Raw genomic sequence first — 11,764 nt, forward strand, 5'->3', positions numbered from 1 at the left:
GCCCTGTGCGTATGCTTCCCCGATTCTTACTGCTTTGTCCCCTGAGTTTGCTGACTGTAGCAGCCCGGGCCCAAACCCCCGATACTCCCGATACTACCCGCGTGGTGAAGCTGCCCGAAGCTACGGTGGTAGGCTACGGTACCAACCTGCCCTTGCGGCGTACCGCCGGTGGCGTGAGCGTGCTGGATGCTGCGGGCATCGAGCGGTTTAGCCAGGCTTCGTTGGCGGCGGCCGTCAATACCCTGCCGGGCGTGCGGCTGGAGGAGCGGGCCACGGCCAGCTACCGGATCAGCGTGCGGGGCAGCACGCTCCGTTCCCCGTTTGGGGTGCGCAACGTGAAGGTGTACTACAACGATATTCCCTTCACCGAAGCCAGCGGCAGCACGCCCTTCAACCTGCTCGACCCGGCCACCATCGGGCGTATCGAGGTTATCAAAGGCCCGGCCGCCAGCGTGTACGGAGCCGGCACGGGCGGGGCTATTTTGCTCTCAAACCGGCAGGCCGCGCCCGGCGAGTCCCGGGCTCAAGTGGGCTTCACGGCGGGCAGCTTTGGCTTGCGACGCTACTCCGTAGCCGCCGAAACCGGCTCGGCTACCGGTGCGCTGCGGGCCCAGTACGTGCACCAGAGCCTGGACGGCTACCGCGAAAACAGCGCCTCCCTGCGCGACGTACTCACCCTCGACGGGGAGCTGCGCACGTCCGAGAAGCAAACCCTGGCCGCCCACCTGCTCTACACCGACCTGAGCTACCAGCTGCCCGGCGGCCTCACCCGGGCCCAGTTTGACCAGAACCCCCGGCAGGCCCGGCCCCGCACCGTCAACAATGCCGGCGTCGTTACCAGTCCCGGCACGGTAGAACAGCAGGCGGCCTACGCCTCGCGCACGGCCTTGCTGGGCATCTCCCACGAGTACCGCTTCACGCCGGCCTTCACCAACAAAACCACGCTCTACACCACCGGCACCGTCATTCGCACTCCGTATCTGGTAGATTATGAGCGCAACACGGCCGTGGGTTGGGGCGGGCGCACGGCCTTCACCTACCGGGCCGTCGTAGCCGGTCGCCTGCTGCGCCTGAGTGGGGGTGGGGAGTGGCAGAGCAGCCAGGAGAATGCCCGCAACTACACAAACCGTGCTGGCAGCACCGGCGCCCTGCGCTACGACGACGACATTCGCACCAACACGGGCTTTGCCTTTGCCCAGGCCGAGCTGGAGCTGCCCGCCGGCCTGCTGGCTACCGTGGGGGCCAGCTACAACCGTCTGACCTACGACATTACCCGCGTGGCCGGCGGCACCATCAACCCCGCCGGCTACGAAGTGGAGCGCCGCTTCCGGCCCGAACTCTCGCCCCGGGTAGCTTTGCTCAAGGAAATTACGCCCCTGATTTCGGCCTATGCCAGCGTGAGCAGCGGGTTTTCGCCGCCCACCGAGGAGGAAATCCGGCCTTCCGATGGCAGTCTCAACACCGGTTTGCAAGCCGAGCGGGGCACGAGCTACGAACTAGGCTTCCGGGGCAAGGCCCTGGGCGAGCGGCTCGTGTTCGACGTGGCCGCCTTCGACTTTGGCCTGAACCAGACCATCGTGACGCGCACCAACGAGCTGGGCGCCCAGCTGTTTGCCAACTCCGGCTCGACCCGGCAGCGCGGTATCGAGGCAGCCGTGAGTGGCTGGCTTTGGCAGCCCGACAACACTACGCAAGCGTTGCCCAGCCCCGGCACACTCACCAACGGGCTGCGGGCCTGGGCCAGCTACGCCTACAACCACTTCCGCTTCGACGACTACCAGCAAAACACCGATAACTTCAGCGGCAACCGCCTCACCGGCACGGCGCCCCACACGCTCAGTGCCGGCCTCGACGCGGGCACCGCGCTGGGCTTTTACCTCAGCCCCACGCTCAGCCACCAGGCCCGCCTGCCCCTGAACGATGCCAACACCGCCTACGCGCCCGGCTACTGGACCTTTGCGGCCCGGGCCGGCTGGCGCCAAACGCTACTTGCCCATCTGGAGCTGGACGTTTTTGCCGGCGTCGAAAATGCTACGGACCGGCGCTACAGCCTCGGCAACGACCTGAACGCCTTCGGGGGCCGTTACTACCAGCCCGCTCCGGGCCGCAATTTCTACGGCGGTACCACCATCGGCTGGCGTTGGTAGCGGCGGCTTCGTCGGGGTGGTGTCCGGCTCCGTCGGGAAAGGCAGGCGGGTTGGTCGGCGGCTCATTGGCGTAGGAGCGTAGCGGGGGCAGCTTTGGGTATTCTTCACCCCAACAGCTGCCCTATGAAACCCTTACGCGTCTTTTTGCTTTTGCTGCTATTTCCCGTGCTGGCCCTGCTGAGCTTTGGCCCCCGACGGGCGGCTAAGCCCGCCCGGGCCCAGGTCATGATTCTGGGCTCCTACCACATGGGTAACCCCGGCGCCGACCTGGTCAACATGCAGGCCGACGACGTGACCACGCTCCGGCGCCAGCAGGAGCTGCAGAAGCTGGCCGAAAAGCTGGCCCGCTTCCGGCCCACCAAAATTTGCCTGGAGTGGGCGCCCGGCACCCGCTACGACTCCCTGGTGCAGGTGCGCTACCGGCAATACCAAGCTGGCACCTACCAGCTCAAGCGCAACGAAATCGACCAAATAGGCTTTCGGCTGGCCAAGATGCTGGGCCACGAGCGGGTATACGGCATCGACGCGCCCGGCCGCTTCGAGTTTGGGGAGCTGATGGCCTACGCCCAGCGCCACGGCCAAGACGGGCAGCTGAAGCGCCAGGTGCAGTCGGTTGATTCCATGCTGAAAGCCGATGAGCAGGTGCTGCTCAAAACCCCGCTCGACGCCTACTTCCGGCAAATCAACCACCCGGCCCTGCACCGCCTCTACCACGACTGGTACCTGCGCCTGCTGCACTACGGCACGCCCCAGGAGCCCGCCGGCAGCCGCTTGGTCGCCGATTATTACGAGCGCAACATTCGGATTGTGGCCAACCTGATGCAGGTGGCGCCCTCGCCCCAGGAGCGGGTCCTGGTGGTGTACGGCAACGGGCACACGTCCTTTTTAAAGAATATCTTAGCCAACTCGTCGGAGTACGACCTGGTCGAGGCCTACGATTTTCTGAAATAAGCAGCACTAGCCCCGAGGTATGCGGCCTTCCTTTGCTTTTTCGCCCCGGCACGTGCGGGTGCTGGGCTCCCTGCTCATCGGGCTCTGCGTCACGATGGTGTACTACGCGGCCAGCGTGCTGGAGCCCTCGGGCTTTGCCTGGAGCGCCGTGGCCGTGATGCTGCTGCTCGTGTTTCTGATGTGGGAAGCTGCCGCCGCCGTATCCGACTACCTGGACCGCCGCCGACCCTGGGCCAGGGGGATAGGAGTGCGGCTGCTGCTGCAGGTGCTGGGCAGCGCGGGCCTGGCTCTTGTCATCGTGAACGTACCCTACACCCTTTTCAAGTTCTACAGCCTGCGCTACCTCGAAAACCCCGGCAGCCACTACACCCTGCCCATTTTTCTGCTCATCAACGGGGCTGCCCTCACGCTGTTCGGCATCGTGCAGGGCGCGCAGCTGGGCATGCAGTTTCTGGGCCGCTGGCGGCAGGCCGAGTTGCAGGCCGAGCGGCTGCAGCGCGAAAGTACCCAGGCCCGGCTGTCGGCTCTGCGCCAGCAGGTGAGTCCGCATTTTCTGTTCAACAACCTCAATATTCTCTCCGTGCTTATCGACCGGAGTCAGCCCCTGGCCAAGGAATTCGTCGAGCAGTTTGCCCAGGTGTACCGCTACGTGCTCAGCAGTCAGGAGCGGGAGCTAGTGCCCGTGGCCGAGGAGCTGGAAATGGTGCAGGCCTACGTGTTTTTGCTCCAGCAGCGCTTCGCCGCCGGCTTGGTCGTCGAGTTGGACGTGCCCGCCGTGTGGCACCAGCACTACCTGCCCCCGCTGGCCCTGCAGATGCTCATCGAAAACGCCATTAAGCATAATGTGGTGGCGGCCAGCCGCCCGCTGGTAGTAGCCGTGCGGGCCCAGGAGGAGGGTACGCTCCTGGTAACCAACAACGTGCAGGCCCGGGGTAGCCAGGAAAAAAGCACCGGCCTGGGCCTGGCCAACATTGCCAAACGCTACGAGTTTTTGTCGGAGCGGCGGCTGCGCATCGAACACGGGCCGACTACCTTTACCGTGGAGCTGCCCTTGCTGGAGCTCGAACCCGCATGAGAATCGTGGTAGTAGAAGATGAGCAGCTGGCTGCCGACAAGCTGGTGGAGCTGATCCGGGCCTACGACCCGGCCTCGACCATCGTGGCTTGCCTCGACTCGGTGGCCGACACCGTGGCCTGGCTTAGTACCCACGCCGCCCCCGATTTGCTGTTTCTCGACATCCACCTGGCCGACGGGCTGGGCTTCGAGATATTTGCCCAAACGGCCGTGCCCTGCCCGGTGGTGTTTACCACGGCTTTCGACCAGTACGCCATCCAGGCGTTCCGCGTCAACAGCATTGATTACCTGCTCAAGCCGCTCACGCCCCGGGCTGTAGCCGATGCGTTCCGCAAGTACGAAGCCCTGCGCCGCACCCTGACCCCGGCCCCGCCCGCTGCCATCGACTACCTGCGCCTGCTCGACGAGCTGCGGGCCAGTGAGGCGCGCTACAAAGCCCGCTTCCTGGTGCGGGCCGGGCAGCGCATCAAAACCATTGCCGCGGCCGAGGTAGCCTACTTTTTCGCCGAAGACAAGTACACCTACCTCGTCACGGGTGCCGGCCCGCGCTACGTGGTCGACTTCACCCTCGACGATTTGGAGGAGCGCCTCGACCCGGCGCTGTTCTTCCGTCTCAACCGGAAGTTCCTGGCCAGCCTGCCCGCCATCCACGAAATTCACGCCTACTTCAAAGGCCGCCTCAAGCTCACCTTGTCCCCACCCGTCGAGGCCGAGGTGCTGGTCAGCAGTGAGCGGGCCGCCCCCTTCAAAAGCTGGCTGGACCGGTGAAATGGTGAGATGGTGAAATAGGGAGTTGATGTTCAACAACGTCTGTCATTACGAGGCGCAGCCGAAGCAATCTGTCCTCTGAAATGTGCGGAGTGCTCATATGTGAAAAGCCCTTTCCTGTTTGCTACGGGAAAGGGCTTTCTGATAAAAGTTCGAGTCGTACTGCGCAGCGGAAGGATTGCCACGGCTGCGCCTCGCAAGGACACGGGGCTTGGTAGGCTACACTTTCACGGCTTTGCCGGTTTTGGCGGCTTCGTAGATGGCCATGATGTAGCGCACGTCCTTCAGGCCTTCCTCGCCGGGCGTTTTGGGCGTTTTGTTATGCAATACGCACTCGGCCATGTGGTCCAGCTCGGCGGCAAACTGGTTGCCTTCCTCAATTTCGGGCTCCTGGTTGCCCTCATCGTCCCCGATTTTCATCGTGTGCTTCTTGTAGTCCGACAGCGGGTCGAGGTCGAGCCAGGCTTTGTCGCCGAACACCCGGCCGCGCTTGACTTCCGAGTAGCTGTAGGAGCTGGTGCAGGAAGCCAGCACACCGCTGGGGAAGCGCAGGGTGAAGTGGATGTTGTCCTCGACTTCGGCAAAGCGTGGGTCCGATTTGTCGCTGAATTCCTGGGCCGTGATTTCCACCGGCTCCTCGCCGCTGAGGTAGCGGGCCGCGTTAAGGGCGTAGATGCCAATGTCCATGAGGGAGCCACCACCCGCCAGCTTTTTGACCACCCGCCATGCGTCGGCCTGGTCTTCGGTGGGCTTCACGGGCCGGCCGTGGTCGGAGGTAATGGCTTTGATTTTACCTAACTCACCCTTGCGGATGCGGGCCATGGCGTCCAGGTTAAACGGCTCGAAATGGGCCCGGTAGGCAATCATCAGCTTCCGGTCGGCTTGCTGGCAGGCGGCAATCATCTTTTCGCAGTCTTCAACCGACGTAGCCATGGGCTTCTCGCACAGCACGTGCTTGCCCGCCTGCGCCGCCCGGATGGTAAACTCGGCGTGCATGGAGTTGGGCAGGATGATGTACACGATGTCGACGTCCGGATTGTCCTTAATAGAGTCGAAATTGTCGTAGCTGTACACGCTGGTTTCGGGCAACTCGTACTGGGCCGCCAGCTTTTGGGCCTTGTCGGGTGAGCCGCTGACCAAGGCTGCCAGGCGGGCGTGCTTGCAGGCTTTGAAATTGGGCATGATCTGCTCGGTGGCAAACTTGCCCAGGCCCACGATGGCAAAGCCGAGCTTGTCGGAAGTAGTTGATTTCATGATTTCGGATTGGAGTAGTAAAAGAATACCGCTGGTACTGGTCCAGGCTTCAGAGACGTGCCCGGCCGGCTACAAGGTCGGCAGCACCAGCACCGGCAGCTGGGTTTGGCGAATCATCTGGGCCGTGACGCTGCGGTGAAACAGCCGACCCAGCACGTTGTGCCGCCGGGCAATAAGTACCAGTACATCGGCGTGCGTTTCCCGCACAGCCTGCTCCAGGCCGCGCGGAATATCCAGGTTGCGCACTCCGTGGGTCGATACAGGGTGCTGCCCATCGGCCAGCAAACCGGCCCGCTGCACGCTGGCCAGGGCCGCGTGGCAGGAATCGTTGTCTTCGGGCTCGGCCACGTGTACGACTGTCACTGGGGTTTGCAGTGCGTTGAGCAGGCTCTGTACCGGCCGGGCAGAAGGGGCCAGTTGAAACGAATTGTTGTCGGCGGCCAGGACCAAACGTTGCGGGAGCTGGTGCTGAGTAGTGGCCGGCACAATGAGCAGCGGGTACTGAATTTCGCTTAGCAAGTTGAGGGAAGTAGTACTGACGAGCTCGGCGGGCAGTTCCGCTGCACCGGGTCGTCCTAGCACCAGTAGCGCGGGTTGGTGCTGGGCCACTATTCCCCGAATGGCATTGGTAGAGCGGCCGGTCATCATGGCGGGCACGGCGGGCACGGACAGGCCCTGGATTCGCTCATCCAGCGCCAGCGCAATTTCGCTCTCACTGCGGTGGGGAATTTTGCCGGTAAAGGTTTCCGGGTCAAAAACCGAGGTGCGGTTTATATGCAGCAATACCAGGGGCAGCTGCAGGTGGGCCGCCAGGGTGGCCGCATACTGCAGGGCGGCATCGGCAGCGGGCGTAAAGTCGGTAAGTACAAGCAAAGGAGCAGGCATACGCAAAAACGATTAGCAGGTGCGAGGCTTATATATACTACAGGCCAGCTAAGCTGTTGCCCAAGAGCCCATTTATCGGGCCGTATCGGCGGCAGTCCGATAGTATCAACCGCTTATAAAAGCTGCCGAAACAGCTGGTCGGCATAGCATTGCGTCCACGCGTAGTCGGGCATTTCGGGCAAGAAAAAAAGCCGTTCGAGCCAGCGGCTGAACGGCTTTTTAAGGTTGCAAAGGTCTGGTCAACCGGGAGATATTCCCCAGTAGCCTGCCAGCAATTAGCGGTTGTTGTCGTTGTCGAAGTTGTTATTCGACTCGATAATGATATTGTCCCGCTGGTCGCCGGTGCCGGCCAGGTCGCCGGTAGCACCCGGTACGGTCGTGTCGTCCGGAATACCCATAGTTTCCTGCTCCAATTGGGCAGAAGTGTCCAATGTGCCTTCCTCGTCGCGCTTGTAGTTATACAGCTCGTCGTGGTGCTTTTGCTGCTCGGGGCTCATTTTGCCGCCATCCGACTGTGGTTCGTTGGCGTCAGCTGATTTCTTGTTCGTAGCCATTGCAAGGAGGGTGCTTAGTTCAACGTCGAGTCGTTTGGATCTTCGGGACCGGTGCTGCGGTTGGCCGGCTCGTTGGTTGCCCAGTTGCGGGTGCCGCTGCCGTAGCGTGGGTCATCTTCCTTATTAGCTTCCCGGCGTACCTGGTCGTCCGAGTCCAGGTTCTGAAGTACGGTGCCGGTAGCGCGGTTTTGCGGGGCAGCACCCCGCTGGTCAGACTCAGTTACGTTGGGAGCCGCTACGCCACCGGGGTTATTGCCGGCCGGGTGCGAGTAGGCATCCTGGCCGTTAATAGCCGGAGCGGTAGTATTCGAAACGCCGCCAAACTCGCCGTACGCGGGGGTATTGCTGGCAAAGGTGTTAGGCTTGGGGCTGGCGGGCACGTCCTGGCCGTTTTCGGCGGTAGCGCCGGCCCGCATAGCGCCTTCCTGGTGGTTTTCGGGGCCCTGGTTGTTGATTTTATCCTTACGGAACTCGCTGAACTCGTCCGGATTATCGTTGCTGCCGTCGTTGGGATGATTTTGCATGGCGGAAAGAGAGTAGTTACGGTGGTGGGCACCTATAGCGGTGCGCTAGCCTTGTGTACGCAGCCGCGCCGGATTTGGCTACGGCCCGGGCAAAATCAGCGGCCGGGCTACCCGTCGAGCTCGTTGCGGGTGCTAGTCTTGAGCTTGCGGTAACTAGGTGCCGATTTCGGGGGCGCCAAATGCCTACTCCCCGCGGCAACTTGCGTATGCAGCCTGTTTACCACTGCTTCCGCATCCTGATCCTATGAAACCCAACATCACCCATAACGAAGAAGAGCAGACGTTTTACGCCTCCACCCAGGGCTACGAATCGGAGCTGGCCTACAGCCGTCCCAGCGACACCGTCATTGATTTTACCCACACGTTCGTGGACGAAAATCTGCGCGGGCAAGGCGTGGGAGAGGCGCTGGCCGTGGCCGGGCTGCAATACGCCCGCGACCAGCAGTTACGCATCAAAACCAGCTGTGCCTTTATGCAAGCCTACGTGCAGCGCCACCCCGAATACCAGAGCATGCAGGCCTAAGCAACCCCCTGGCTGGTAGCGGACTCCCAAAATCGGGTGAGCTGAGCCGCTAGCTAGGCGTTTTGCTGCAGCCAGGCATCGGCGGCATTTTCCGTGGGGAAGTGGCGAAAGGCCAGAGCCGAGGGCGCACCCAGACTCACGGCCTGCGAAGCCAGCCGCGCCATGGGGCTGTGGCTTTCCACAATGGCGCAGTGACTGTAGCCCGCTTCCCGCACGCAGCCCGGAATCCAGTCGGTAGAAAGCCACTGCTGCACGGCCACCGGTATCAGGGGCCGGTTGTGGTGAATGCTCATCGTTTTGCCCGTCCGGAAATGCCTCATGCCCTGCCGAACCTGTAGGTAGGCAGTGCGCAGCTCCTCATCGGTGCCGCCCGCGCTGGTCCAGCGCAGGCGCAGATACCCGGTCGCGTCATAGCTTAGCTGTAGGGCTGGGTTGGCAAAGTAGAGGGTTTCGCTGGGCGTAAGAATGGGCATAAACATAGGAAGGCAAGCGGCTTTTCACTTCCCCGAAACACGACGATTTCGCCGGTCGGGCCAGCAAATCCGCTGCCGGAGCACCTGCAAAAATACGCCGGTCCGGCGAGATATCCGTGTCCGGCAGGTTATTTCGGCCCGGTGCAGGTCAATTCCCAACGGGCCAGACCACGTAAGGGCAAACCAGCAGTTAACCCAGAAAAAAGCCTTGGCTTCCAAAGAGGCCAAGGCTTTTTTGAATCTGGTAGCAGCTACTTAGGGCTGTACTACGGCGCGGCTGGTGTAAATAGTGCCATCCAGGGCTACCTGCACGGTGTAGAGGCCGGCGGGCAGGCTGCGCACATCCAGGGTGGCCTCGGTGCTACCACCCAGCGTCTGCTGGCGGGTGAGCACCTGCTGGCCCAGAGTGTTGAGCAACGTGATGGTGGCCTTGCTGCGAGCGGCGGCCTCGGGCAGGCGCACGTGCAGCAACTGCGTGGTAGGCGTGGGATATACTTCCAGCTTGTTGGTTACTACCGGAGCTTTGGTGCTCAGAAGGAAGCAAGCCGAAGCGTGGCCGCCCAGGTTCGACGTTACATCGGCGCCCTTGGCTTCCCAGGTAGCCGCCCCGCGCGACCAGCGGGCTTCACCCTGCGACGCGGTTGTTTTACGCACCAGGGTGTTGTCGGTGGTGGTACCTCCGCCGGGAATAACCCAGCCGGTAGCGGCCGGCCGCTGCCCGATTACGCCAATGACGTCGAGCGTATCGGTGCCGTCGAACAGGCCAATGGCGTCATCTCCGTTGAAGAAGGTCACACTTGAGGTAATGTTGGCCAGGGCCAGGATGGCTGGCGAGGAAGTGGGGTTGGCAATAATATACACGCCGCCGGGCGCAATACTGCCCGACAGAGCCTGGGTCGTTGGCGTAGTGGAGCCATTAGCAAACAGGTCCACGCGCATACCAGTCAGCTCGACGGTAAACGGCGACGGGTTGAAGATTTCCAGCACCTTGTTGTTGCCGCTGCTGGCCTCCACGTATTCCGAGAAGAAGAGCTTGGTGCAGGGCGCGCCGCCGGGAACCTGGTCGTCGTTGGTGATGGTAAAGGTATGGGCGCCGGGGTTGCCGATTACAGCCCCGTCAGAAGGCGTGCCCAGCGTCAGGTACACTGTTTCGCTGGCCTCGGGCGTCACATCGCCGTTCACCGTAATGGTCACGGGCAGCGTTTGGTTGGTCTGGCCAGCGGCGAAACGCAGCGCGGTGGTGTTCAGAATATAATCCGTTGCATTGGCGCTGGTCGAGGCGGCCACTACGTTGACGGGTACCGTTACGGCGGCAGCATTGGCCGAGCCGGTCAGGGTCACGTTCACGGTATAGGTTTGGGTGCCGCTGTTGCCTTCCAGAATAGAGCCGGCAGCCGAGGCAAACTTCACCGTGGTGGGCTCCCCGTCGTCGTTGGTAATCACCAGGGAATGGGTGGAGGCGCTGCCGGTGCTGCTGCCGCTACTGGGGCTGCTCAGCCGGAGCTGCACTACCTCGTCGGCTTCAGACTTGGTGTCGCCGTTTATGGTTACCGTGACAGGCTTGGACGTTTCACCCGCCACGAAGGTCAGGGTCTGGGTCGTGAAGGTGTAGTCTTCGGGGCTCAGGGCTGAGGAATTGGCGGCATCCGCGCCGACTTGCACCGTGATGGTCGAGGTAGGAGCGGGGTCCACGCTAATGGTGGTGGTGTAGGTCTTCGTGCCGCTGTTGCCTTCCAGAATGGAGCCGGTAGCAGTAGCAAAGGCGAAGGTAGGCTGGGCAATCAGGCCGTAGGCGCGGGCTACCAGCTCGGGGTAGGCAATGTAGGGGTTGAAGTTGCCCTGGCTTTTGGCCGTGCGGCGGTTCCGCTCCCGCTCATGCGCATCTACCGGGTCGGCCAGGTGCCAGCGGTACAGCGTTTGCAGATCAGCCAGGCCGGTAATTACGTCTTTGCCCGCATCAAAGGTCTGGCCCTGATGCATGGTGTAGAAGTAGAAAGCGCAGCGGGCCACGTTGCCCTTATGGTCTTCGCGGGGCTCAAACAGCGGTCCGCTGTCTTCACTCCACTCGTCGATGTTGCTGGTGGGAATGGTCGACTGGCTGGTCGTGTTGCGCATCCAGATTTTGGTCTGGCTGTCGGGCACGTCGGCAAACATGTCGCTGCCGCGGTTCGAGTTCCACTGGGTGTAGGTCGGGAACAGGTGGTGAATGTCGGATTTCATCCGGCTCACCTCGTTAAACCACGACTGCGGAATGGTGTGCTCACAGTTGATCAAGCCCACGCCACCGGTGCTGGTAGCCGTCGAGTCGATGGTCTTGGGCACGGAGTAGCCCGAGTACACGCAGGTCAGGCGGCCGTCGAACACGTCCACGTAGTTGTACATTTTGCCGCGGGCCTGGTCGTAACCCAGGTCGATACGCTTACCGTCGTACCAGTTGGCGCGCAGCCAGTCTTTCAGCTGTTGCCCCTGCAGGTTGGTCGGAGGAGCCGCGGGCATTACCTGCGCCGTTACGGCCGTACTCAGACTCATTGCAGCGGCCACAGCCCATGCGAATAGGTGTTTCATGCGAAGATGGAAGAAGGAAATAGAACGGAAACAGAATGAGGAAAAT

Annotated in this window: 11 protein-coding genes; 5 read left to right on the forward strand and 6 right to left on the reverse strand. The window is 62.2% G+C overall.

Going from position 1 to position 11,764, the window contains the following annotated elements:
- The first annotated feature begins 11 nt into the window (after nt 1-11).
- The 4 genes from MUN80_RS12680 (at nt 12) to MUN80_RS12695 (ending at nt 4,940) form a co-directional block, all read left to right on the forward strand.
- Complete coding sequence (locus tag MUN80_RS12680; RefSeq protein WP_244724718.1) at nt 12-2,147, forward strand: TonB-dependent receptor family protein; 2,136 nt, start codon at nt 12-14, stop codon at nt 2,145-2,147.
- A 123-nt stretch (nt 2,148-2,270) separates the two neighbouring features.
- The gene (locus MUN80_RS12685) at nt 2,271-3,098 is read left to right on the forward strand and encodes a DUF5694 domain-containing protein (protein ID WP_244724720.1); all 828 of its coding nucleotides are present in this window, start codon (nt 2,271-2,273) and stop codon (nt 3,096-3,098) included.
- Nucleotides 3,099-3,117: 19 nt separating this feature from the next.
- The gene (locus MUN80_RS12690) at nt 3,118-4,173 is read left to right on the forward strand and encodes a sensor histidine kinase (RefSeq protein WP_244724722.1); all 1,056 of its coding nucleotides are present in this window, start codon (nt 3,118-3,120) and stop codon (nt 4,171-4,173) included.
- Nucleotides 4,170-4,940, forward strand: a complete 771-nt coding sequence (locus tag MUN80_RS12695) for a LytR/AlgR family response regulator transcription factor (RefSeq protein ID WP_244724724.1) — start codon at nt 4,170-4,172, stop codon at nt 4,938-4,940. The genes MUN80_RS12690 and MUN80_RS12695 overlap by 4 nt, the downstream gene beginning before the upstream one ends.
- Nucleotides 4,941-5,159: 219 nt before the next feature.
- Here MUN80_RS12695 and MUN80_RS12700 read toward each other — a convergent pair whose 3' ends face one another.
- The 4 genes from MUN80_RS12700 to MUN80_RS12715 all read right to left on the reverse strand — a co-directional run bounded on the left by MUN80_RS12700 (nt 5,160) and on the right by MUN80_RS12715 (nt 8,157).
- A complete protein-coding gene (locus MUN80_RS12700; protein ID WP_244724726.1) occupies nt 5,160-6,194 on the reverse strand; it encodes a Gfo/Idh/MocA family protein in 1,035 nt (344 codons plus the stop codon).
- Between the two features lie 69 nt (nt 6,195-6,263).
- Nucleotides 6,264-7,079 (reverse strand): universal stress protein, encoded by an 816-nt coding sequence (locus MUN80_RS12705; protein ID WP_244724727.1) that lies wholly within the window; start codon nt 7,077-7,079, stop codon nt 6,264-6,266.
- Nucleotides 7,080-7,354: 275 nt separating this feature from the next.
- Nucleotides 7,355-7,633, reverse strand: coding sequence for a hypothetical protein (locus MUN80_RS12710; protein WP_244724728.1), 279 nt, complete (start codon nt 7,631-7,633; stop codon nt 7,355-7,357).
- 14 nt (nt 7,634-7,647) lie between these two features.
- Nucleotides 7,648-8,157, reverse strand: a complete 510-nt coding sequence (locus MUN80_RS12715) for a hypothetical protein (protein ID WP_244724729.1) — start codon at nt 8,155-8,157, stop codon at nt 7,648-7,650.
- Nucleotides 8,158-8,401: 244 nt separating this feature from the next.
- Between MUN80_RS12715 and MUN80_RS12720 the strand changes: the two genes are divergently transcribed.
- A complete protein-coding gene (locus MUN80_RS12720) occupies nt 8,402-8,680 on the forward strand; it encodes a GNAT family N-acetyltransferase (RefSeq protein WP_244724731.1) in 279 nt (92 codons plus the stop codon).
- Between the two features lie 53 nt (nt 8,681-8,733).
- Here MUN80_RS12720 and MUN80_RS12725 read toward each other — a convergent pair whose 3' ends face one another.
- Nucleotides 8,734-9,153, reverse strand: a complete 420-nt coding sequence (locus tag MUN80_RS12725) for a hypothetical protein (RefSeq protein WP_244724732.1) — start codon at nt 9,151-9,153, stop codon at nt 8,734-8,736.
- 255 nt (nt 9,154-9,408) lie between these two features.
- On the reverse strand, nt 9,409-11,718 hold the full coding sequence (locus MUN80_RS12730; protein ID WP_244724734.1) for an endonuclease: 2,310 nt from the start codon (nt 11,716-11,718) through the stop codon (nt 9,409-9,411).
- Nucleotides 11,719-11,764: the final 46 nt, after the last annotated feature.

It is taken from the genome of Hymenobacter cellulosivorans, from assembly GCF_022919135.1.
In the GTDB taxonomy this organism is placed as follows: Bacteria; Bacteroidota; Bacteroidia; order Cytophagales; family Hymenobacteraceae; genus Hymenobacter; species Hymenobacter cellulosivorans.